A 22071-nucleotide genomic window follows, 5' to 3' on the forward strand; every position below is an offset into this window, starting at 1 on the left:
CCACGGACGGGGGACGGACACCCCACGGGCCCGCCCTCTCCACACCACCCCCGGCACGCGGCAGCGGCCCCCACGGGCCCGACCCTCCCGGGAAGCACGCGCCGGGCCGCGTGCCCGGTGGGGGCGGGGCGGTGGGGCTGGGACAGACTGGCGGGTGTGAGAAGCGAGAACACACCCTTCGCCGGCGGCCCGCTGGACGGGCGCGTACTGCCCGTGCTCGTGGGGCCGACCGGGCACCCGCCGAAGTGGTACGAGATCCCGGTGCCGAACGACGACGGCAGCCCGCCGACCCCGCACGCCTACCGGCGCGAACCGTACGGCCAGACCAAGCGGCTCGGCCTCCAGCGGGGGTGGAGATATGTCTACGTCCCCGAGGGGCGCGAGCCCCGTGAACTGAAGTGGCCCTGGTCGAAGCCGGGCGGACGAGCCGACACGCCGTAGCGGGCGGGAGTCCGCCCCGCCGGGTGAGGTGGTTGCGCCGAACCGACCACCCGCGCGGTGGCTCCGGTCGCGCGCGAGCACCATCGGTGGGGGACGGACAGGCCGTCCCGCGACCGGAGGTGATGGCATGTCAGGCCGACTGCTGCGCACGGCGTGCACCGCGGCACTGGTGACGGCCGCGGCGATCACCGCCGCCGGGAGCCAGGGCCCGGTGACCGCCCCGGCCACCGCCCCCGTGGCCCGCACCGCGCCCGTGCCCGTACCCACGCCCGTACCCGCGCCGGGAGCGGGGAGCGGCGCGCCGACGGACGCGACGGCCGAGACGGGCGAGGCGCAGGCGGAGGCCACGGCGGAGGCCGGGGGAGCCGGCCCGGCCGCGCAGGGGCTGGCCGGGACCATCGGGCGGCTCACCGCGCTCTACCGGCAGGCCGAGGACGCCGGTCTGCGCTACACCGGCGCCGCGCGGGCGCTCACCGCCCAGCGGGCCGAGACCGCCCGGCTCGGGCGCGAGCTGACCCGGGTCAGGGACGCGCTCGCCGGGAGCAGGGTGGAGGCCGGGCGGCTGGCGCGGGAGCAGTACCAGGGACGGTCCGAGCTGTCGTCGATGCTGCGCATCCTCCTCTCCCGCCACCCCGAGCAGGCCCTCAACGAGACCCATCTGATGGAGCGCGCCGCCGCGCACCGCCTCGCCACCACCGCACGGCTGGAGAAGGGGACCGCCCGGGCCACCGCGCTCGCCCGGGCCTCCCGCGAGGCCCTGGACCGGGAGCGCGCCCTCGCCGCGCGGCAGCAGCGGGCACGGGACACGGCGACCGAACGGCTGCGCGCCGTGGAGCGCACCCTCGCCTCCCTGACCGCGCCGGAACTCGCCCGGCTGACCTCCCCCGCCGCCCAGCGGCAGCTGACGGCGGGTCCGCTCGCCGGCGGCGCATACCTGCCGACCGCGCGCGGAGCGCGGGCCGTGCGGTACGCCGTCGAACAGATCGGGAAGCCGTATGTGTGGGGGGCCGAGGGCCCGGAGGCGTTCGACTGCTCGGGGCTGACCTCGCAGGCGTGGGCGGCGGCCGGGAGGCCCGTCCCGCGCACCAGCCAGGAGCAGTGGGAGCGTCTCCCGAGGGTGCCGCTGCGCTCTCTGCGCCCCGGTGACCTGGTGGTCTACTTCCCCGGGGCGACCCATGTGGCGATCTATCTGGGCGACGGCCGGGTGGTGCAGGCGCCCCGCCCCGGTGCCACCGTCAAGGTCTCCCCCATCGCTGCCAACCCCGTGCTCGGCGCGGTCCGCCCCGATCCGGACGGCGTCCCGCTGAGCGCGGCGGCCCATGTCCCACCGAGGCTGCCCGAGGGCGCCACGGCGGGACCGGACACCGGCTACTCGGCGGCGGACGCCCCGGCGGAGGCCGCAGCCTCGGCGAGATAGGCCCCGGCGCGCTCGGGCTCGTAGAAGAAGTTCTCGAAGTCCGAGGGATCGTTGAACCCATTGGCGAACCGGTCCGCCACGGGCTGGAGCTGCCCGGCCGCGCCGATCACCTGGAGCACGTGCTCCGGCGGCGGCGCCAGCATCGCGTTGGTCCACTTGGTGACATGGCGGGCGGTCTGCCAGTAGCGGTCGAACGCGGACTGCATCCACGCGCCGTCGAAGGGACGGTCGCCGTGGTCGACGATCGACGCGAGATAGGAGGCGGCGCACTTGGACGCGGAGTTCGAGCCCTGACCGGTGATCGGGTCGTTGGCGACGACGACATCGGCGACGCCGAGAACCAGTCCACCGCCGGGGAGCCGGCCGATCGGCTTCCGCACGGTCGGGGCGTACCGCCCGGCGAGCGTGCCGCCCGCGTCGGTCAGTTCGACCTTGGTGGCACGGGCGTACTCCCACGGGAGGAAACGTTCCAGCAGCTCCAGGGTGAGCCGGAGGTGCTCCTCCGGGTCCTTGATCCCCTGGAAGGCGTCGAGCGGCCCGCCGGGGACGCCCTCCCAGAAGAGGATGTCCGCGCGCCCCGAGACCGTGTAGGTCGGCATGACGAACAGCTCGCCGACACCGGGCACGAGATTGCAGCGGACCGCGTCGAACCCGGGGTGCTCCGGGCGCGGGCCGAGCCCGTGCACATAGGCGACGGCCAGCGCGCGCTGCGGGGTGTCGTACGGGGAGCGGGCGGCGTCCCGGCCGAACATGGAGACCAGTTCGCCCTTGCCCGCCGAGACCATCACCAGGTCGTAGGTGCGGGAGAAGTAGTCGAGGTCGCCGACGGCCGCGCCGTGGATGACGAGCTGTCCGCCGCGCTGGGCGAAGGTCTCCATCCAGCCGGCCATCTTCACGCGCTGGTCGACGGACTGGGCGTAGCCGTCGAGCATGCCGACCCAGTCGACGACGCGCTGCGCCTCGGGACCGGCGACGGAGACGCCGACCCCCTGGATCTTCGGGGCCTGGGTCTCCCAGAAGTTGATGCCGAGGTCGCGCTCGTGCTGGAGCGCGGTGTGGAACATGCACTGGGTGGACATCACACGGCCGGAGCGGATCTCCTCCGCCGTGCGGTTGGACATGAGGGTGACCTCGTAGCCCTTCGACTGGAGGCCGAGGGCGAGCTGGAGACCGGACTGGCCGGCTCCGACAATGAGTATCTTCCGCATCCGGGGGAGTCTCTTTCGTCTGGACGAAGCGGTACGGGACCGTGGGGGTTACTCGGGGGTGGCTTCGAGCGCATGGGCCACCAGTTCGAGCAGTGACCCGACCACGGTGGTCTTCTTGCGCGCGTCCATGATCACAATCGGTACATGTACCGGTATGGTCAAGGCCTCCCGTACGTCCTCGGTCTCGAAGAGCTGCGATCCGTCGAAGTGATTGACGGCCACGATGTACGGCAGCCCGCTGCTCTCGAAGTAGTCGAGCGCGGGGAAACAGTCGGAGAGCCGCCGGGTGTCGGCGAGCACCACGGCGCCGATCGCGCCGCGCGCCAGGTCGTCCCACATGAACCAGAAGCGCTGCTGGCCCGGCGTGCCGAACACGTACAGCACCAGATCGGCGTCGAGCGTGATCCGGCCGAAGTCCATGGCCACGGTGGTGGTCAGCTTCTCCGGCGTGGAGGAGAGGTCGTCGGTCTCCTCGCTCGCCTGGGTCATCAGCGCCTCGGTCTGGAGCGGGGTGATCTCCGAGACCGCGCCGACGAAGGTGGTCTTGCCCACGCCGAAGCCGCCCGCGACCACGACCTTGGCGGTGGTGGGGGCCCGGGTGTGGTCGAGCTGCCAGTCCTGGAGGCCCTCCTCGGCAGGGCTGAACCACTCCGGTGAGCCGGACCGGGACCCGGTGCCGGAGCCCGGGCCCGGGCCGGGGCCCGGATCGAGAACGGGGGCGGGGTCCGCCCCGCGTACGCCGGAGCCAAGCGTGTCAGAGGCGGCGGAGTCCACTCAGCACCCTTTCAAGCAGTGCGCGTTCGGGCCGTCCCGGGCCGTGCCCGGTGCCGTACACACGGATCTTTCCCTGGTCGGCGAGGTCGCTGAGAAGCACCCTGACGACGCCCAGTGGCATCTTGAGGATCGCCGAGATCTCGGCGACCGTACGCATTCTTCGGCACAGCTCGACGATGGCCTGCAACTCGGGCATGACCCGGGTCGACAGATCGCCCTTCGGCAGCTCCCGGCGCTCTTCCGGCGCTTCGAGCGCGGCCACGAACGTCTCGACCAGCAGCACATGGCCGAAGCGGGTGCGGCCGCCGGTCAGGGAGTAGGGGCGTACGCGGGCGGGCCGGCGGTTCTCGCCCCGCACCGGGAGCCCGGAGGGGGTGGAGGACGGCGGGGTCGGGGACGGCGGGGGAGGCGAGGACGTCACCGGGGGCCCTCCAGGGACTGGCGCAGCTCACTGCGGAGTTCGGGGGTGAGGACATGGCCGGCGCGGCCCACGAAGAGGCCCATGTGGTAGGCGACGACGGACATGTCGCAGTCCGCGTCCGCGGAGACTCCGAGGAGCGAGCCGTCGCTGATCGACATGATGAACACGCAGGCGCCCTCCATGGCGACCATGGTCTGTTTGACGCCCCCGCCCTCCATCAGCCGGGCGGCGCCGATGGTGAGGCTGCCGATGCCCGAGACGATGGTGGCGAGATCGGCGCTGGAGCCCTTGGGGCCGTCCTGGGCCGTGGTCACCGCCGCCGGGGCGGGGGTGTTCTGCGCCGGGTCCGAGGACAGCAGCAGCAGTCCGTCGGACGAGACGACGGCGACCGAGCGCAGACCAGGCACCTCCTCCACCAGATTGCTCAGCAACCAGTGCAGATTGCGGGCCTCACTGCTCAGGCCGAACGTGCCGGTCGCAGTCAACTGCGTGCCTCCTCGACTGTGTCCCCCGCTTCTTCGGGTGCCGTGCGCGTGATCTCCGCCTCGGCTTCCTGGCGGCCCTTGTCGGCGGCTCGCTGGAATCCCCCCAGCCTGCGGCGGAGGGCGTCGGCGTCGACGCCGCCGGTGCGCTCACCGGGTGCCGCGGCGGGCTTGACGACCTTGGGCGTGCGCTTGGGCAGGCCCTTGTCGGTGACGCGGTCCCAGACGGGCGCGGCGCCCGCCGCCGGCTCGGGAGCCACGGCCCGAGCGGGTTCCCCGGCCCGCTCGGACTCGGTCGCGGATGGATGGGCCGCGGCCGTGGGGTGTGCGGACGATGCGCCGTGCGCATCGACGTCGTGGGGGGTGGGTGCCTCGGGGAGGCGCATGGTGAAGGTGGGTTCGTCGACTCCGTCGGGGGTGCGCCCATGGGAGTCGGCTTCACCGGTGGCCTCGGCCCCGTCCCCGGCCGGAGCCCGCACCGCGCCGGCACCCGTGGCCCGGGGTCCGTCCTCAAACGCCGGACGGGCTGAATCCACCGGCTCATCGCCCCCGGGCGCAGGACGGGCCGGAGTGCCCGGACTCACGGAGTGGCGAACGCCCACCGCACCAGGAGCCTCACCGGCAGCCTGAGGCACCCCGGCCGCACCGGTCGCCCGGTCGAACCCAGCCGCCCCGGAAGCCCGGGGCAACCCCGCCTCACCGGAGGCCCGGGTCTCCCCGGCCGCACCGGTCGCCCGGTCAAAGCCAGCCTCGCCGGCGTTTGAGGCGCGGGGGTTCGGGGGCAGGCCCCCGACCGGAGCCCGCACCGCGCCGGCACCCGTGGCCCGGGGACCGTCCTCGAACGCCGGACCGGCCGAATCCACCGGCGGCCCGTCCGTCTCGGGGGCGGCGGACGTCTCCGACGCCCTCACCGCCGCCTCCGCCGCAGCCACCACCGGGTCGGTGGACGGAAGGGAGTGGCGGGGCGCCGGAGGAAGCGCGTTGGAGTTGGCCTCCGCCACCGACCCGGGGAGCCCGACCGGAGTGGAGCCGGTGTCCGACATCGACGCCGGACCATCCCCGGGAAGCTCCTTGGGCAGCAGGCCCTGCGGCAGCACCACCACGGCGGTGACCCCACCCTGCGCCTGCTCGCGCAACTGCACCCGGACACCGTGCCGCTCGGCCAGCAGCCCGGCCACCCGCAGCCCGAGGCCCTCCGCGTCACCGCCGGAGGGAGCCATCTCGTACGACTGGGGGTCCTCCAGACGGGCGTTCAGCTCGGCGAGGCGCCCGGCGGTCATCCCGATGCCGCCGTCCTGCACGGAGAGCATCACCTCACCGCTCTCCAGGAGCCAGCCCGACAGTTCGACCTGGGCGTCCGGCGGCGAGAAGGAGGTGGCGTTCTCCAGCAGCTCGGCTATCAGATGGCTGAGGTCGTCTGCGGCGAACCCGGCGACCTGGGAGTGCGGCGGCAGGGACTGGATGACCACCCGCTCGTACCGCTCGATCTCGCTAACGGCGGCCCGCAGCACATCCACCAGCGGCACCGCCCCGACATGCCCGTGGCCGTGCTCATGGCCCGCGAGAACCAGCAGGTTCTCGCTGTGGCGGCGCATGACGGTGGCCATGTGGTCGAGCTTGAAGAGGGTGGCCAGGCGCTCCGGGTCCTGCTCGCGCTCCTCCAGCTTCTCGATGACACCGAGCTGACGCTCGACCAGTCCGAGGGTGCGCAGCGAGAGATTGACGAAGGTGTGGTCCACGGTGTGCCGCAGCCGGCGCAGCTCCGCGGTCAGCTCGCCGGTGTTCTCGCGCAGCTCGGCACGGGCGGCGGAGAGCTTCGCGGCGAGCACGTCGCGGGAGGCGTTGGCCTCGGCGCGGTCGCTCTCGATGGCCCCGGCGCGGGCGGACAGCTCGCGCACCCGGCCGTGGAGGGTGTTGAGGGAGCGGACGACCTGGGCGAACTCGTCGTTGCGCCCGGTGAAGCCGACGGGCTCCTCGGTCTCGGGGGCGGCCGCGAGACGGGCGGCGCCGATCCGGAGCACGGCGAGCGGACGGGTGAGGGTGCGGGCGACAGCGGCGGAGACGCCGATGGAGAGCAGCACCAGACCGCCGAGGACCGCGACCTGGATCTCCAGGGCGGTGACATCGTCGTCCCGGAGGGTCTCCAGACCGGTGATCCGCTCGGAGGCCAGGGAGGACTCGACGCCGCGCATCTGGTCGATCCGGGCGGTGAGCGCGGCCTCCAGCCGCTCCTGCCCCGCCTCGCGGTCGCTGTCGGAGAGCCGGGGCTGGTCGGTGAGGCGGGAGAGGTAGGTCTCGGCGGACTTCACCTCGGCACCGGTGACGGTGGCGGCGAGCGAGTCGCGGGCGTCCTTGCCCGCGGCCTGGTCGAAGTCGGCGAGGGCGGCCAGCTCGCGCACCCGGGCCTGCTGGGCGGCGGCGCTGAGCCCGTCGCGGGCCTCGGTGGCGGCCTTGCCCTCGTCGCTCTCCGTCTCGACCGGCAGTCCGGTGATCGGGTCGATCTCGGTGACGGGCTCCGGGGCCGGCACGGCGAGGGCGGCCAGCAGCAGCCCCCGGGTGGCCGACGCCTGCTCGACGGCGAGGCCCAGCTCGGCGGAGGCGCGGGCGGCCCGGGCGGCTCCGGAGGCGCGCGGCGGGGACGCGTCGGCCAGCTCGTCGGCGAGGGCCTGGAGGGAGCCGATGACGGCGGTGTACGCCCGGTGGGCCTCCATCGCCGAGCCCTTGCCGGTCATGGCGGTGCGCCGGACCGAGGGGACGGTGGCCAGCTCGCGGCGGAGGTCGGCGCGGTCGTCCGGGATGGTGCCCCGGATCTCGTCTATCTGCCGGTCGACGCGGGCGCTGCGGGCGTCGGTGACCTGGCGCCGCTCCTTCCGGGGGCCCTGCTGCTCGTCCCGTCCGGCGGCGATGTACGCGGTGACCTCGTCGCGCTCGTCGGAGAGCGAGTGGGCGAGGGTGACGGCCTGCCGGTTGAGCTGGGCGAGGGTGACCAGTCGCTGGGACTCGCGGAGCTCTCCGGAGCCGGCGAGGACACCGGGGGCGCCGGCGCCGATCACCACCAGGCTGACGACGGCGACTCCTGTGACCAGCCGGCCGCGCACCCGCTTGGCCCGGCCGGAGGCGACAGGGACCGGCGAGGGGCCCTGTGCCGGATACGTCTCAGGGACCAGGGGGGCCTGAGGCCGCTTCTTCTGCACCGGTGCTCGCAATCCTGCTTGACTCGTCCACCCTCTGAAACACGGAGCAGAGATGACGACCGGTCACACACATGATCCCACCCCTGGCACGACATAAGACCATTCCAGTGCTTTTGGGAGGGGGGCGCACAGTCGGCCGCTCCGCCACCTGAACGAGTGAACATCACTGGGGAGTTGGCAAACAACTCCTCTCGGTGGCGATCAAGGGCCTCCGGCGGGCACTGACTGGATCTTCCGGCCGGGCTTTGGCAGGATGCGCGCCCGCAGCACGGCCCGATGACCCGTCAGGCCTTTCGAACAGCCTCTGACCTGCTCGTACGGACAGCTTGTGCAGGTGTGCAGGCGCCGTGAACACATCGTGCAGACTGGGGCCCATGCGTATGGATCTGGCCACTTCGCCGAGTTCACCCGAACGCCCCAACGAGGACTGGGCATCCGTGGCCCTGCCAGCGTCCGGCCAGGGTGGATCGCTCGTGGTGCTGGACGGGGTGACTCCCCCGACGGGCGACTGCGGCTGCGTGCACCCGGTCCCCTGGTTTACCGCCCGGCTCGGCGGCGCACTGCTCGAACTGTCCGCTTCTCGGCCGGATACGCCCCTGGCCGGGATTCTCTCCGCGGCAATCCGGCGCACCGCCGACGCCCACCGGAAGAGCTGTGACCTTTCTCACGTTCGAACTCCGCAAGCAACGGTCGTCCTCGTCCGCTGGGGCGACCCGTCGGGCGATGTGGAGTATCTGGTGCTCTCGGACTCGACCCTGCTGATCGAGGCGCCGGACGGCTCGGTGCGCGCGGTCCTGGACGACCGGCTGGACCGGCTCCCCCGCGAGGCGCTGCGCACCCACGCGTCGGCGGACGCGCTGCGGAACGCGGAGGGCGGGTTCTTCACGGCCGCGGCCGACCCCGGGGTGGCCGCCCGCGCCGTGACCGGGCGCACCGCGCGCGCCGGCGTGCGCTCGGTGGCCGCGCTGACGGACGGCGCCTCGCGCTGGGTGGACATGTTCGGGCGGGGCGACTGGGCGCAGGCGCTCGGGGTGCTGCGGGAGGAGGGCGCGCAGGGGCTGATCGACCGGGTGCGGGAGGCGGAGTCGGCGCCGGAGCGGGAGGGGGCGGTCCGCGGCAAGCGCCACGACGACGCGACGGCCGTCTTCGCGGAGCTGTGAGGCCGCGCCGGAGGGCCGCGGGCCCCGGCGGTCAGTCCTCGGACCGGCTGTTCAGCTGATGGAGCAGCCGGGCCAGCTCCGCGATCTCCCCCCGGTCCCAGCCGGCGAGCTTGGCGACATAGCGCTCGCGGCGCGCGTCCCTCACTCGGCGGAACCGCTCCAGACCTTCTTCGGTGAGCCGTACGAGTGAGGCCCGGCCGTCCGCCGGGTCGGGTTCCCGGACCACGAGACCCAGCTCCTCCAGCGCCCGCAGCTGCCGGCTCATCGTCGCCTTGCCGACGCCGAAGTACCCGGCGAGGTCGGTGGCGCGCAGCGACCCGGACTCCTCCAGGCGTACGAGCAGTCCGTAGGCGGCGGCCTCCAGATCGGGGTGGAGCTGACGGGCCATCTCGCCCGACGAGGCCCTGGCGCGGCGGTGGAAGACGGCCAACTCCCGTTCCAGGGCGAGGAATACGTGGTCCACACCACTCTCGCCCTGGGGGCCGGCTTCCCTTCCCATACCGCTTCTGTGCACGTCAGCACCCCTCGTACGCTTTCCGAATCCTGAAAGTTTCCGCCACCGGCGTCCATTGCCGCAGCTCGTCCAGTATTTCGCAGGCGTAGACCATCGGCGGCACCCCGCACCCCTTCCACGGGGCTTTCTCCGCGCGTAGCTTCGCATATGGCATGTCCACACCATATTGCTCCATCGCGGGCATGTCGTCGGATCGTCACATCCCCCCACCCAAGGTCCGCGGAGGCACGCTATGACCGTGCACAGATCCGGAACGACCGTCCCCCTCAGCTCGTCGGGAAGACCCCGCCGCTCGCTCCTGGCAGCGGCCGGCGCCCTTCTCGCGGTCCTCTCCCTCCTCCTCACCCTCCCCGGCTCCGCCGGCGCGACCGACACTCCCCCACGGGGCTCCGCCTATCTGGGCATGGGTGTCATCGAGCACGACGGCCAGGGAGGTCTGCCGCGCGGGAACCGCGCCGCCCAGACGGAAGGCGTCGACGTCTCCAGCCACCAGGGCAACGTCAACTGGTCGGCGCTGTGGAGCAGCGGCGTGAAGTGGTCCTATGTGAAGGCCACGGAGGGCACCTACTACAAGAACCCGTACTTCACCCAGCAGTACAACGGCTCGTACGACATCGGCATGGTCCGGGGCGCGTACCACTTCGCCACCCCCGACACGGCGACCGGTGCCGCCCAGGCCGACTACTTCGTCAGCAACGGCGGCGGCTGGAGCCGGGACGGCAGGACCCTGCCGGGCGCCCTCGACATCGAGTGGAACCCGTACGGGGACGCCTGCTACGGCAAGTCGCAGTCGGCGATGGTGAGCTGGATCAGGGACTTCCTCAACCGGTACAAGGCACGCACCGGCCGGGACGCCGTGATCTACACCGCCACCAGCTGGTGGACCCAGTGCACCGGCAACTACGCCGGCTTCGGGGCGAGCAGTCCGCTGTGGATCGCCCGCTACAACACCACCCCCGGGACGCTTCCGGCCGGGTGGGGGTTCCAGACGATGTGGCAGTACACCTCGTCCGGGCCGATCGTGGGCGACCACAACAAGTTCAACGGGGCCTACGACCGGGTCGTGGCCCTCGCGAACGGCTGAGCGGCCGTCCGGCGCCGGCCGGCACCGCCCCGTGCCCGGTCCCTGTCCCTGTCCCGGGTCAGGACCAGTGCGCGGGGCGGTCCAGCGTCCCCGGGAGCCGGGTCGAGGAGTCGCCCCGGGCCGCGTTGACCTGCGGCTGGGTGAGGAAGAAGGCCTCCGACAGATCGGCGCCGGAGAGGTCGGCGGCCCGCAGATCGGCGCCGATGAGGTCGGCCCGGCGCAGATCGGCCCCCGAGAGGTCGGCGGCGATGAGATACGCGCCCCGCAGGCTCACCCCGCGCAGATCGGCGCCCCTGAGGCGGGCCCCCATGAGGTCGGCTCCCCTGCGGTCCTTCCTCCGCCGCCCGGGGACACCGGCGCGCACCAGCTCGCTGGCGCGCAGGAGCAGCACATTGACCCGCTCCCGGTGCGCGCCCACATCGAGCCCGGCCAGCTCGCCGGGGCCGAGCAGGGTGAGCGCCCCGGTCTCGTCGAGCAGCTCCCGCAGGGCGGGGTGGAGGGCGCGGGCGGGCGGGAGGGTGAGCGCCTCGGTCAGGTACCAGAGGAGTTCCTGGAGCTGCCGGACGACGGGGAAGACCGCGAGGACCGCGTCGGTGGCGGCCGGGGAATCCCGCCAGTCGCGGCCCGCGAAGGTCACCTGGGTGACCTTCTGGCCGGCGCCGAAGCAGTCGTAGACCGTGCAGCCGGGGAAGCCGCTCCGGCGCAGACGGGTGTGGATGCCGCAGCGGGAGTCGGCGGTGAGGTTGGGGCAGGGGGTGCCGGCCTTCTTGTCGAGGGCGAAGTCGGCGGAGGCGGAGAAGGGGAGGGCGACGCAGCAGAGCCCGGAGCAGTTGGCGCAGTCCGCCCGCAGCTCCTGCGCCCGGCTGCCCCGAGCACTGGTGTCCATCCCCCCATTCTCCCCTCCGCCCCTCACGCCCATCCGCCACACGAGGACACCCCCCGGGTCACGGGTGCCCGCACGCCGCGGGCCACGGTCGGGGGCCGGCCCCCGAACCCCCGCGCCTCACACGCCGGCGAGGCTGAGTCGCAGCGCAAACACCCGGCGCAGCGGGAGAGCGACGACTCGGACACCGAGGAGGCCAGGCTTACACCTCGCCCCACCCGAAGCCGGGCAAACCAAGCCGGGGCACCTCCCGGAGGCACCTCTGGGGGAGTTCGAGGGCGACCCGCACCCGGGACACCCGGGGCCGCGCATGTCAGCCCGTCCGGCGCTTGAGAACAGACCCCGCACCCCGGGACACCCGCACGGCGCGGGCCCCCGGGGCCGTCGGGGTCAGGCCGCCGCCGGGATCGGGAGGGCCGCCGGGGTCAGGGCGATGGAGAGGACCTGGCGGACATCGGTCACCGGGTGAACCTCCAGCCCATCGAGGATCTCCGCGGGAACATCATCCAGATCCGCCTCGTTCCGCTTCGGAATCACCACCGTGGTGATCCCCGCCCGGTGCGCCGCCAGCAACTTCTGCTTCAGCCCACCGATCGGCAGCACCCTCCCCGTCAGCGACACCTCCCCCGTCATCGCCACATCCGTCCGCACCGGCCGCCCCGACAGCAGCGACGCCAGCGCCGTCGTCATCGTGATCCCCGCGCTCGGCCCGTCCTTCGGCACCGCGCCCGCCGGGAAGTGGATGTGCACACCCCGGTCCTTGAGATCCGCCACCGGAAGCTCCGCTTCCGCACCGTGCGACCGCAGGAAGCTCAGCGCGATCCGCGCCGACTCCTTCATCACATCGCCGAGCTGCCCCGTGAGGGTCAGTCCCGACGCGCCCGTCTCCGGATCGGCCAGCGACGCCTCCACGAAGAGCACATCGCCGCCCGCCCCGGTGACCGCCAGCCCCGTGGCCACCCCGGGCACCGCGGTCCGGCGCTCGGCCGGGTCCTGCGCGGACTCGGGCACATGGTGCGGCCGGCCGATCAGCGGGCGCAGCTCCTCCGCTCCGATCGTGAACGGCAGCTCCCGGTCGCCCAGCTCGTGCTGGGCCGCCACCTTGCGCAGCAGCCTGGCGATGGAGCGCTCCAGATTGCGGACGCCCGCCTCACGGGTGTACTCCCCCGCGAGCCGCCGCAGCGCCGCGTCCTCCAGAACGACCTCCCCGCTCTCCAGCCCCGCCCGCTCCAGCTGGCGCGGGAGCAGGTGGTCCCGGGCGATGACGACCTTCTCGTCCTCGGTGTAGCCGTCCAGCCGCACCAGCTCCATCCGGTCGAGCAGCGCCTCCGGAATGGCCTCCAGCACATTCGCCGTCGCCAGGAAGACCACATCGCTCAGATCGAGCTCGACCTCCAGGTAGTGGTCGCGGAAGGTGTGGTTCTGCGCCGGGTCCAGCACTTCGAGGAGGGCCGCCGCCGGGTCGCCCCGGAAGTCCGAGCCGACCTTGTCGATCTCGTCCAGCAGCACCACCGGGTTCATCGACCCGGCCTCCTTGACCGCCCGGACGATCCGGCCCGGCAGCGCTCCGACGTAGGTGCGCCGGTGGCCGCGGATCTCCGCCTCGTCCCGGACACCGCCGAGCGCGACCCGGACGAACTTCCGCCCCATCGCGTGCGCGACGCTCTCGCCGAGGCTGGTCTTGCCCACCCCGGGCGGGCCCACGAGCGCGAGCACCGCGCCGCCGCGCCGCCCGCCGACCACGCCGAGCCCCCGGTCGGTGCGGCGCTTGCGCACCGCGAGGTACTCGGTGATCCGCTCCTTCACATCCTCCAGGCCCGCGTGCTCGGCGTCGAGGACGGTCTTCGCGCCCTGGATGTCGTACGCGTCCTCGGTGCGCTCGTTCCACGGCAGTTCGAGAACGGTGTCGAGCCAGGTGCGAATCCAGGAGCCCTCGGGGCTCTGGTCACTGGAGCGCTCCAGCTTCTCGACCTCCTTGAGCGCGGCCTCGCGCACACGCGGGGGCAGATCGGCGGCCTCGACCCGGGCCCGGTAGTCGTCGGACTCCTCGCCCTCCGCCTCGCCGTTCAGCTCGCGCAGCTCCTTGCGGACCGCGTCGAGCTGGCGCCGCAGCAGGAACTCGCGCTGCTGCTTGTCGACGCCCTCCTGGACGTCCTTGGCGATGGACTCGGCGACATCCTGCTCCGCGAGGTGCTCGCGGATCTGCTCGGTGGCGAGCCTGAGCCGGGCGACCGGGTCGGCGGTCTCCAGGAGCGCGATCTTCTGGGCGGTGCTCAGGAACGGCGAGTAACCCGCGTTGTCCGCGAGCTGGGACACATCGTCGATCTGCTGCACCCGGTCCACGACCTGCCAGGCGCCGCGGCGCTTGAGCCAGTCGGTGGCCAGGGCCTTGTACTCGGTGACCAGCTCGGTGAGCTGCCCGGGCAGCGGGGCGGGGACGGATTCGTCGATCCTGGTGCCCTCGACCCAGAGCGCCGCTCCGGGTCCGGTGGTGCCCGCGCCGATGCGCACCCGGCCGACGCCCCTGATGAGCGCGCCGGGGTCGCCGTCGGAGAGCCGTCCGACCTGCTCGACGCTGCCGAGCACGCCGATCGCCGCGTAGTTCCCGTCCACTCGCGGAACAAGCAGCACCTGCGGCTTGCTGCCACCGGTGGGGTGGAGCGCCTGCGCGGCCTCCACCGCGGCCCGCACCTCGGTGTCGGTCAGGTCGAGCGGCACCACCATTCCGGGCAGCACGACCTCGTCGTCGAGGGGCAGCACGGGCAGGGTGAGCGGTGTGACGGTCTGGGACTCAGCAGCCATGATCTCCCCTTAGGCAGTGAAGTTGAGCTATGTGGACTCAATGCATGGGGCCGCCCGGATGTTCCCGCCCCCGTGTTCGCTGTGAGCGATCACCCCGGAGCGGGCCGGCCGAGAACCGGACGCACCTCCGCGCGCGATAGAGGGGTGTGAGATGGACCCGCCCCGCGAGGGGAGACACCGAGGCCGACGGCGCGCGGGACGACGCGGCGCTGCTCCGCGCCGTCACCCGGGGTGACGCCGACGCGCTCGCCGCGCTCTACGACCGCCACGCGGGCTGGCTGCACGCCCGGCTCGCCCGCCGCTGCCCCGACCCGGAGACCGTGCGCGAGGTGCTCCAGGACACTTTCGTCACCGTCTGGCGCTCCGCCGCCTCCCACCGGGGCGGCGAGGCGGGCGGCTGGCTCTGGGTGATCGCCGCCCGCCGGCTGGTCGACGCCCAGCGGGCACACGCGAGGGCCGGCCGCCCGCGCCCCGGACCCGCGTGGTCACCGAGCGTGCCGTCGGCGGAGGACCGGGTGCTCGCCGGTCTGGAGTACGGGGATGTGGGCGCCGCGCTCGACCGGATCTCCCCGGAGCTGCGCGAGGTCCTGCGCGCCACCGTCATCGACGGGCTGACCACCCGCGAGGCCGCCCGGGTGCTGGGGATACCCGAGGGCACCGTCAAGACCCGCGCCCTGCGGGCCCGGCGCGAACTGCGCGCCGCACTGGACCTGCTCGCCCCGGAGACCGGCCCGCTGGGAGGCACGGCATGAGCGGTACGAACGACACGGGCGGCACGAAGGGAACGAGCGGCACGAAGGGCACGGGCGGCATGGGCGGCTGGCATGTGAGCGAGCGCCTCGCCGGGGAGTACGCGCGGGGCACGGTGACCGAACCCGACGCCTGGTCGCTGGAGACGCACGTCGAGAAGTGCGGGCCGTGCGCCGCCCGGGTCTCCGGCGCGGTGCGCGCGGGCGCCGCCGGTCCCGTGCTCGGCCTGGTCCGGGAGGCCGTCCTGGCCGAGACGGCCCCGCGCCCCCGGCCCGTACCGGCACCGCGCCCCGCCGGGGTGGGCCGGGCCGCGCGGGTGATGTGGGCGGCGGGGCCCGCGCTGCGCGGCTCCTGGCTGCTGGCGCTGGCGCTGGTGATCGCGGGCGCGCTCCTCCTGGCGTACGGAGCAGGCTTCGACGGCACGGGACCGCTGCTGCTGGCGCTCTCGCCCGCGCTCCCGCCCGCCGGGGTGGCGCTGTCGTACGGCAGACACGCCGACCCCCTGTACGAGATCACCGCCGCCACCCCCTCCGGGGGGCTGCGGCTGCTGCTGACCCGCACGGCGGCGGTGCTGGTGGTGAGCGTCCCGCTGCTGACCGCTGCCGGGGCGCTGCTGCCCCGCTCCCCGGGCGGCTCCGGGGCACCGGGCCCGGGGGCCTGGCTGCTGCCGGGGCTCGCGCTGACCCTGGCCGCGCTGGCCCTGGGCTCCTGGATCGGCTGCCGGGTCGCGGCCTCCGTGCTGGCCGGGGGCTGGAGCGCGCTGATCCTGTCCACCGCGCAGGGCGCCATGCCGGGAGAGCTGGGGGCCGAGCTGGCCCGCCATGTCTCCGGCCCGGCCACCCAGGGCGGCTTCGCGGCGGCGGCCGTGGTGTGCGGGGCGCTGCTCGCCGTACGCCGTTCATCCTTCGACCACCTGGAGCGAGTGTGAGTACGCCGGTGAGAGTGGACGGGCTGACCGTCCGGCACCGCAGAACGGTCGCGCTCGACGCGGTCGCGCTGGAATTCGACCGGGGGGTGCACGGGCTCCTCGGCCCGAACGGCGCCGGCAAGACCTCGCTGATCCGTGTCCTGGCGACGGTCGCGGCACCCGCGGCCGGCCGGGTCGAGCTGCTGGGCCGCGATGTGTCGGCGCACCGGGAGCGCGCGGAGGTGCGGCGGCGGCTGGGGTATCTGCCGCAGGAGTTCGGCTTCTACCCCGGTTTCACCGTCCGGGAGTTCGTGTCGTACATCGCCTGGCTGAAGGAGATGGCGCCGGACACGGTGCCCGGCGCGGTGGAGACGGCGGTGGAGCGGGTCGGACTCGCGGACCGTATCGACGCGAAGGTACGGACCCTGTCGGGCGGCATGGTCCGCCGGGTGGGGATCGCCCAGGCGATCGTGAACGAACCGGAGCTGCTGCTGCTGGACGAGCCCACGGCCGGGCTCGACCCGGAGCAGCGGGTGGAGTTCCGGGCGCTGCTCCGGGAGGTGGGGACCTCGGCCACCGTGATCGTCTCCACCCATCTGGTGGAGGACGTGGCGGCGGCGTGCGGCCGGGTGACCCTGATCGAGTCGGGGCGGGTGGCCTACCGGGGCAGCACCGAGGAGCTGACGGAGCTGGGCGGGGCGCCGTCCGGGGACGCGGTCAGCGGGATCGAGCGGGGATACACGGCGGCGCTCCGCGCCCACCGGGGCGCGGGCGCGGAGGCGGGGCGATGAGGCACACCGACCCCTGGGACCCGGGGCTGTCCCGCGCCGCCGTCGGGGCGGGGGTTCCGCGATGAGCGGGGTCTCCGGCGGCGGGGGCGGCCGGGCACGGCGGGCGCATCCGCTCCGCAGTGAGCTGCTGCGGGGGTCCGCGCCCTGGGCCGGGGCCGCCGCGCTGCTCGCGGTGGCGATCCCGCTGTGGACCAAGTCGCAGGAGTGGCAGGGCAGCTGGACCGCCACCCTGGAGCTGCTGCGGGCCGTGGCCAGCGTGTTCGTGGGCCCGCTGGCTCTGGCGGCGGGGTGCTGGCAGGGGCAGCGGGAGCTGCGGCGGCGCACCGGCGATCTGCTCGCGGCCTCCGCCCGGGGGCCGCTCGCGCGGACGCTGATGGCGGCGCTGCCCACGGCGCTCTGGCCGGCCGGGGTCTTCCTCCTCGGCGCCGCCGCCGCGCTGCTGGCCTGTCTGCCGTACACCTCGGCGGGCCGGCCCGACCCGCTCGCGCCGCTCGCGGACGCCGTCTTCATCGCGGCGATGGGCCTGATCGGGTACGCCATCGGCGCCCGGGTGCGCCGGCGGCTCACCGCTCCGCTGCTGGGCGTCCTCACGCCCTTCGCCTTCGGACAGCTGACCCTCGGGACGCACGGCGCCCGGCATCTGATCCCGTACGGCGCCGAGGGACTCATGGACGAGGCGGTCTCGGTCTGGTGGCAGCCGCCGGCGGCGATGGTGTGGGCGGGCGGGCTGGCGGGGGCCGCGGTCCTCGCCCACGCGGCCCGCCGCCGGTACACGGCGCTGGTGCCGCTGGCGGCGGCCGTCGTCGCGGGGGTGCTGATCGCCCGGACCGGGGACGGCATGTGGCGCCCGGACCCGCTCTCCCAGCGGCAGGTGTGCGACACATCGGTCCGGCCGGCGATCTGTGTGAACGCGCTCCACCCCGGCATGCTGCCGGAGGTGCGGGACGCCCTGTCCCGGATCACCACCCGGCTGGAGGGGGTGGAGAACCTGCCGGTCCGCTTCTCCGACCTGCGCCGGGACCCGGGGCCCGGGGAGGCGAGGCTGCCCATGATCAGCCCGCTGGGCTGGGTCGTCGTCCGGGGGAAGCTGACCGACCCGGAGATCTACGCACGGGAGGCCGCCCAGGAGCTGACCGGTATGAGCGCGAGCGGCATGGGGGAGCCCTGCGCCGACCGGTACGAGGACGAGCGGGTGCGGGCGGTCGACTCGGCCGTCGTGGAGTGGCTGGTGCCGAGGCCCGCCGCCTACGGCTCCGCGCTGGAGTGGGTGGAGGCCGGTGGGGACAAGGCGGAGATCGCCCGGGCCAGGGCGGAGCTGAAGAGGTTCGAGGAGGCGCTGGGCGCGCTGGAGGGCATGGGCGGGGAGGAGCGCGGGGCCTGGCTCTCGCGGTACTTCGCGACGGTCGCGGTGTGCGACCCGAGCCGGGTGCCCGCGCTGTGAGCGCGTGGGCGGGGCCGATGCTGTACGTCCGTTCGCGCGGGCTGCCCGGGGTGGTGGGGGTGCTCGCCGCGACCGCCGCCTTCGTGGCCTGGTGGGGGTCCGGGGGCCCGGAGCCCGTCCTCCCGCTGGTGGCGCTCGCGCCGCTGGTCGCGGCGGCGGCGATCGGGACGAGCTTCCACACCCCCGGCGGTGAGCTGGACCGGACGGCGGTCGCGCCGTGGTGGCCGCGCCGCCTCTCCCATCTGGTCGCCCTCACCGCCCTCGCCTCCCTCGCGCTGGCCCTGGTGGCCCCGGAGACCATCCGCCCCGGCCCGGACCCGGGGACCCCGGTGGTGCTCGGCGCGGAGGCGATGGCCCGGAACACGGTGGGGGCGGCGGGGCTGGCGGCCCTGGGGGTGAGGGTGGTGGGGGCTCGGCTGAGCTGGGTGGTGCCGCTGGGGTATCTGGGGGTGGTGTTTCTGGGGGTGGGGGATGTGGGGGCGGTGTGGGGTTGGGCGGCCCGTGCGGAGGGGGATCTCACCGCCGCCCTGACAGCCGCCGCCCTCTTCACCACAGGAGCCTCCCTCTCCACCCTCCACCCCCGCCCCTCCGGCGGTTGAGCAGCACCACCCCAGCCCCTCCGGCGATTGAGCAGCACCACCCCAGCCCCTCCGGCGATTGAGGAGCACCACCCCAGCCCCTCCGGCGATTGAGGAGCGGGGGTTCGGGGGCCGGCCCCCGACCCGGGCCCGCAGCGTGCGGGAACCTGTGGACCGGGGTCCGTCCTCGAACTCCCCCAGATCCGCCTCCGGGAGGTACCCCCGGACGGGCTGGAGACGCGCGGGTTCTCGGGGACGGGGCCCGGCAGGCGGGCACTCGTGCCCCGCTGCGGGTGAAGGTGGCTGAAATCGGTTGCCCCGGGCGGGTGGGGACACCAGCATGAGCCCCACCGCCCCCCGGACCGGAGGTCCCATGCCCCACAGCGCCCCCGTCGTCCTCGACCGCCGCCAAGGCCCCCACGGCGAAGTCGTCCTCCGCCGCCACGGCGACCACCACGAGATCATCGCCAACGGCTGCTTCCTGATGGACACCTCCGACGGCCGCTCCGAGCGCCTTCTCATCGACGCCGCCCACCACGCCCTCCGCACCCGCTCCCCGGCCCACCGCCCCTCACTCCTCATCGGCGGTCTCGGGGTCGGCTTCTCCCTCGCCCACGCCGCCAATAACCCCCATTGGCGACATATCGCCGTCGTGGAGCGAGAACAGGCCATCATCGACTGGCATGTCTCCGGCCCCCTGGGCCGGTTCTCCGGCCCCGCCCTCGCCGACCCGAGAAGCGTGATCCTCCGCACTGATCTGCTGACCCACCTCCGCTCCCCCGGCGCCCGCTATGACGCCCTCTGTCTGGATATCGACAACGGCCCCGACTGGACCGTCACCGACGACAACGAGAACCTCTACTCCCCGGCCGGACTCGCCCTGTGCGCGGAGAAGTTGGAACCGGGCGGAGTGCTCGCCGTGTGGTCCGCGAAACCCTCCCCCGCTTTCGAAGATACCTTGCGGAATGCCGGTTTCACCGGGGTAAGAACCGAAGAGATCCGGGTTGCCCGAGGCGCCCCGGACGTGGTCCACCTCGCCGTCCGGCCTGCGTAGCCCGGACCGTCCAACTGCCTTTACGCTGCTGAGCTACAACACACAGACCACAGATCTACCAAGCGCACACGGTTCGTGAGAGCGCTTACAGGGGCGGGCGATGGAACAGACACACTCCACCCAGAACGGCGCGGCGGCCACGCCCGGCGCCCAGCGCCGGGTGCTGGTCGTCGAGGACGACACCACCATCGTCGACGCCATCGCCGCACGGCTGCGGGCCGAGGGCTTTCTGGTGCAGACCGCCGCCGACGGGCCCGCCGCGGTCGACGCGGCCGAGGCATGGCAGCCCGATCTGATGGTGCTCGATGTGATGCTCCCCGGCTTCGACGGGCTGGAGGTCTGCCGCCGGGTGCAGGCCCAGCGGCCGGTCCCGGTGCTGATGCTCACCGCGCGGGACGACGAGACCGACATGCTGGTCGGGCTCGGGGTCGGCGCCGACGACTACATGACCAAGCCGTTCTCGATGCGGGAGCTGGCCGCGCGGGTGCATGTGCTGCTGCGCCGGGTGGAGCGGGCCGCGCTCGCCGCCGTCACCCCCCGCAGCGGCATCCTGCGCCTGGGCGAGCTGGAGATCGACCACGCCCAGCGCCGGGTCAGGGTCCGGGGCGAGGACGTGCATCTGACCCCGACCGAGTTCGATCTGCTGGTCTGCCTGGCCAACACCCCGCGCGCGGTCCTCTCCCGGGAGCAGCTGCTCGCGGAGGTCTGGGACTGGGCGGACGCCTCCGGCACCCGGACCGTGGACAGCCACATCAAGGCCCTGCGCCGCAAGATCGGCGCCGAGCGCATCCGTACCGTCCACGGCGTCGGCTACGCGCTGGAGACGCCGGCGCCATGAGGCGGTGCCAGGAGCAGCAGCCCCGCAGGTCGGTCTCCATCTCGATCAAGACCAAGCTCGGCACCCTGGTCGTCGTCTCGGTCTTCATCACCACCGGCCTGCTGCTCGTCGCCCTGCGCACCTCCACCGAGCTGCGTTTCATCACGGTCTTCTCGGTGATCGCCACCCTGTTGATCACCCAGTTCGTGGCGCACGGCCTGACGGCGCCGCTGGACGAGATGAACCGGGTGGCCAAGGGGATATCGCACGGGGACTTCACCCGGCGGGTGCGGGGCGCGGACCGCCGGGACGAGCTGGGGGACCTGGCGTCCACCATCAATCTGATGGCGGACGACCTGGAGGCGGTCGACCGGCACCGCAAGGAGCTGGTCGCCAATGTCTCGCACGAGCTGCGCACCCCGATCGCCGCGCTCCGGGCCGTCCTGGAGAACGTGGTGGACGGGGTGTCCGCCGCCGACCCGGAGACCATGCGGACCGCGCTGAGGCAGACGGAGAGACTGGGCCGGCTCGTGGAGACCCTGCTCGACCTCTCCCGGCTGGACAACGGGGTCGTACCGCTGCGGGCCCGCCGCTTCGAGGTGTGGCCGTATCTCTCCGGGGTGCTGAAGGAGGCGAACCTGGCGGCGGCCCAGCGGGGGCTGGCCTCCGGGTCGGGCCATCACACCCGTACGGATGTCCATCTGCACCTGGACGTCTCACCGCCCGAGCTGACCGCCCACGCGGACGCCGAGCGGCTGCACCAGGTGGTGGCGAATCTCATCGACAACGCGGTGAAGCACTCCCCGCCGCACGGCCGGGTGACCGTGCGGGCCCGGCGCGGCCCGCTTCCGGAATCGCTGCGGCTGGAAGTGGAGGACGAGGGTCCGGGCATTCCGGAGCCGGAGCGCCACCAGGTCTTCGAGCGGTTCAACCGGGGCGCCGTCAGCTCGCCGCACGGCAAGGGCAGCGACGGCGGCACGGGGCTCGGCCTGGCCATCGCCCGCTGGGCCGTGGATCTCCACGGCGGACAGATAGGGGTGGCCGAATCGGCGCGGGGCTGTCGCATCCAGGTCACCCTGCCGGGGATTCCGGGACAGCGGGGTTGACGTAGGGTTCGAACCGGAAGCAACCCTTCTGTGTCCACCGGGCGAGGCCGGGCCCCCAGCAGGGGCCTCGGGGCCGGACCGCAGATCGCCGCGCGGGTCTCTCTTACCAGCGGCGAGGGCAAACCGTGCTTATTTCCCGCCATACCCAGCCCCGAAACCCGTCTTTCGGTGTGACTTGCGCGACTGTGGCCCGCCCGGCCTGCACCTCTCGGCCGGGGAGGCGTAGCCTTGATTCCCGCTGTCCATC

The 22071-nt window shown here is 73.6% G+C and carries 20 protein-coding genes; 12 read left to right on the top strand and 8 right to left on the bottom strand.

The annotated features are described in order from the left end of the window. Positions 1 to 156 precede the first annotated feature (156 nt). On the top strand, positions 157 to 441 hold the full coding sequence (locus tag ACWCRA_RS09335) for a hypothetical protein (RefSeq protein ID WP_351549293.1): 285 nt from the start codon (positions 157 to 159) through the stop codon (positions 439 to 441). A gap of 127 nt (positions 442 to 568) precedes the next feature. Beyond that, entirely contained in the window at positions 569 to 1858 is a 1290-nt protein-coding gene (locus ACWCRA_RS09340; protein ID WP_451067174.1) for a C40 family peptidase, read from the top strand. Here ACWCRA_RS09340 and ACWCRA_RS09345 read toward each other — a convergent pair. The 5 genes from ACWCRA_RS09345 to ACWCRA_RS09365 are packed head-to-tail and all read right to left on the bottom strand — an operon-like array spanning position 1810 to position 7937. Further along, the gene (locus tag ACWCRA_RS09345) at positions 1810 to 3066 is read right to left on the bottom strand and encodes a styrene monooxygenase/indole monooxygenase family protein (RefSeq protein WP_351549287.1); all 1257 of its coding nucleotides are present in this window, start codon (positions 3064 to 3066) and stop codon (positions 1810 to 1812) included. The two genes, ACWCRA_RS09340 and ACWCRA_RS09345, sit on opposite strands and share 49 nt — an antisense overlap. Positions 3067 to 3114: 48 nt before the next feature. Then, complete coding sequence (locus ACWCRA_RS09350) at positions 3115 to 3840, bottom strand: GTP-binding protein (RefSeq protein ID WP_451067175.1); 726 nt, start codon at positions 3838 to 3840, stop codon at positions 3115 to 3117. Next, entirely contained in the window at positions 3821 to 4261 is a 441-nt protein-coding gene (locus tag ACWCRA_RS09355; RefSeq protein ID WP_351549281.1) for a DUF742 domain-containing protein, read from the bottom strand. The genes ACWCRA_RS09350 and ACWCRA_RS09355 overlap by 20 nt, the downstream gene beginning before the upstream one ends. After that, positions 4258 to 4746, bottom strand: coding sequence for a roadblock/LC7 domain-containing protein (locus tag ACWCRA_RS09360; RefSeq protein WP_351549278.1), 489 nt, complete (start codon positions 4744 to 4746; stop codon positions 4258 to 4260). Before ACWCRA_RS09360 ends, ACWCRA_RS09355 begins: the two co-directional genes overlap by 4 nt. Continuing rightward, positions 4743 to 7937 carry a nitrate- and nitrite sensing domain-containing protein gene (locus tag ACWCRA_RS09365; protein ID WP_451067176.1) on the bottom strand — a complete coding sequence of 1065 codons (3195 nt, stop codon included), beginning with the start codon at positions 7935 to 7937 and terminating at the stop codon, positions 4743 to 4745. Before ACWCRA_RS09365 ends, ACWCRA_RS09360 begins: the two co-directional genes overlap by 4 nt. Before the next feature lie 374 nt (positions 7938 to 8311). On the opposite strand from ACWCRA_RS09365, the gene ACWCRA_RS09370 reads away from it, so the two are divergent. After that, positions 8312 to 9097, top strand: a complete 786-nt coding sequence (locus tag ACWCRA_RS09370) for a hypothetical protein (RefSeq protein WP_351549273.1) — start codon at positions 8312 to 8314, stop codon at positions 9095 to 9097. 31 nt (positions 9098 to 9128) lie between these two features. Here ACWCRA_RS09370 and ACWCRA_RS09375 read toward each other — a convergent pair whose 3' ends face one another. Further along, complete coding sequence (locus ACWCRA_RS09375; protein ID WP_351549270.1) at positions 9129 to 9596, bottom strand: MarR family winged helix-turn-helix transcriptional regulator; 468 nt, start codon at positions 9594 to 9596, stop codon at positions 9129 to 9131. A 247-nt stretch (positions 9597 to 9843) separates the two neighbouring features. On the opposite strand from ACWCRA_RS09375, the gene ACWCRA_RS09380 reads away from it, so the two are divergent. Continuing rightward, on the top strand, positions 9844 to 10695 hold the full coding sequence (locus ACWCRA_RS09380) for a lysozyme (RefSeq protein ID WP_451067177.1): 852 nt from the start codon (positions 9844 to 9846) through the stop codon (positions 10693 to 10695). A gap of 58 nt (positions 10696 to 10753) precedes the next feature. Here the strand turns inward: ACWCRA_RS09380 and ACWCRA_RS09385 are convergent, their stop codons facing one another. Next, on the bottom strand, positions 10754 to 11581 hold the full coding sequence (locus tag ACWCRA_RS09385) for a pentapeptide repeat-containing protein (RefSeq protein WP_351549264.1): 828 nt from the start codon (positions 11579 to 11581) through the stop codon (positions 10754 to 10756). A 387-nt stretch (positions 11582 to 11968) separates the two neighbouring features. Beyond that, positions 11969 to 14380: an endopeptidase La gene (lon, locus tag ACWCRA_RS09390; protein ID WP_351549261.1), complete on the bottom strand. Its 2412-nt coding sequence runs from the start codon at positions 14378 to 14380 to the stop codon at positions 11969 to 11971. A 146-nt stretch (positions 14381 to 14526) separates the two neighbouring features. On the opposite strand from lon, the gene ACWCRA_RS09395 reads away from it, so the two are divergent. The 8 genes from ACWCRA_RS09395 to ACWCRA_RS09430 all read left to right on the top strand — a co-directional run bounded on the left by ACWCRA_RS09395 (position 14527) and on the right by ACWCRA_RS09430 (position 21824). Then, complete coding sequence (locus ACWCRA_RS09395) at positions 14527 to 15132, top strand: RNA polymerase sigma factor (RefSeq protein ID WP_351549259.1); 606 nt, start codon at positions 14527 to 14529, stop codon at positions 15130 to 15132. Between the two features lie 59 nt (positions 15133 to 15191). Beyond that, entirely contained in the window at positions 15192 to 16058 is an 867-nt protein-coding gene (locus ACWCRA_RS09400) for a zf-HC2 domain-containing protein (RefSeq protein WP_351549418.1), read from the top strand. Next, positions 16055 to 16828 (top strand): ABC transporter ATP-binding protein, encoded by a 774-nt coding sequence (locus ACWCRA_RS09405; RefSeq protein WP_451067178.1) that lies wholly within the window; start codon positions 16055 to 16057, stop codon positions 16826 to 16828. The genes ACWCRA_RS09400 and ACWCRA_RS09405 overlap by 4 nt, the downstream gene beginning before the upstream one ends. A gap of 61 nt (positions 16829 to 16889) precedes the next feature. Next, positions 16890 to 18269 (top strand): hypothetical protein, encoded by a 1380-nt coding sequence (locus tag ACWCRA_RS09410; protein ID WP_451067179.1) that lies wholly within the window; start codon positions 16890 to 16892, stop codon positions 18267 to 18269. Next, entirely contained in the window at positions 18266 to 18868 is a 603-nt protein-coding gene (locus ACWCRA_RS09415) for a hypothetical protein (protein WP_351549250.1), read from the top strand. Before ACWCRA_RS09410 ends, ACWCRA_RS09415 begins: the two co-directional genes overlap by 4 nt. 352 nt (positions 18869 to 19220) lie before the next feature. Beyond that, a complete protein-coding gene (locus ACWCRA_RS09420) occupies positions 19221 to 19901 on the top strand; it encodes a spermidine synthase family protein (protein ID WP_351549247.1) in 681 nt (226 codons plus the stop codon). Positions 19902 to 20001: 100 nt separating this feature from the next. Further along, entirely contained in the window at positions 20002 to 20739 is a 738-nt protein-coding gene (locus tag ACWCRA_RS09425) for a response regulator transcription factor (protein ID WP_351549244.1), read from the top strand. Continuing rightward, entirely contained in the window at positions 20736 to 21824 is a 1089-nt protein-coding gene (locus ACWCRA_RS09430; RefSeq protein ID WP_351549241.1) for a HAMP domain-containing sensor histidine kinase, read from the top strand. The genes ACWCRA_RS09425 and ACWCRA_RS09430 overlap by 4 nt, the downstream gene beginning before the upstream one ends. Positions 21825 to 22071 lie beyond the last annotated feature (247 nt).

It is taken from the genome of Streptomyces sp. NPDC001889, from assembly GCF_053594535.1.

Bases quoted from the DNA above. Each gene is read 5' to 3' on its own strand.
- ACWCRA_RS09340 (WP_451067174.1), top strand. From the start codon at position 569: ATGTCAGGCCGACTGCTGCGCACGGCGTGCACCGCGGCACTGGTGACG.
- ACWCRA_RS09345 (WP_351549287.1), bottom strand. From the start codon at position 3,066: ATGCGGAAGATACTCATTGTCGGAGCCGGCCAGTCCGGTCTCCAGCTC.
- ACWCRA_RS09370 (WP_351549273.1), top strand. From the start codon at position 8,312: ATGCGTATGGATCTGGCCACTTCGCCGAGTTCACCCGAACGCCCCAAC.
- ACWCRA_RS09375 (WP_351549270.1), bottom strand. From the start codon at position 9,596: ATGGGAAGGGAAGCCGGCCCCCAGGGCGAGAGTGGTGTGGACCACGTA.
- ACWCRA_RS09380 (WP_451067177.1), top strand. From the start codon at position 9,844: ATGACCGTGCACAGATCCGGAACGACCGTCCCCCTCAGCTCGTCGGGA.
- ACWCRA_RS09385 (WP_351549264.1), bottom strand. From the start codon at position 11,581: ATGGACACCAGTGCTCGGGGCAGCCGGGCGCAGGAGCTGCGGGCGGAC.
- lon (WP_351549261.1), bottom strand. From the start codon at position 14,380: ATGGCTGCTGAGTCCCAGACCGTCACACCGCTCACCCTGCCCGTGCTG.
- ACWCRA_RS09400 (WP_351549418.1), top strand. From the start codon at position 15,192: ATGGGCGGCTGGCATGTGAGCGAGCGCCTCGCCGGGGAGTACGCGCGG.
- ACWCRA_RS09410 (WP_451067179.1), top strand. From the start codon at position 16,890: ATGAGCGGGGTCTCCGGCGGCGGGGGCGGCCGGGCACGGCGGGCGCAT.
- ACWCRA_RS09420 (WP_351549247.1), top strand. From the start codon at position 19,221: ATGCCCCACAGCGCCCCCGTCGTCCTCGACCGCCGCCAAGGCCCCCAC.
- ACWCRA_RS09425 (WP_351549244.1), top strand. From the start codon at position 20,002: ATGGAACAGACACACTCCACCCAGAACGGCGCGGCGGCCACGCCCGGC.
- ACWCRA_RS09430 (WP_351549241.1), top strand. From the start codon at position 20,736: ATGAGGCGGTGCCAGGAGCAGCAGCCCCGCAGGTCGGTCTCCATCTCG.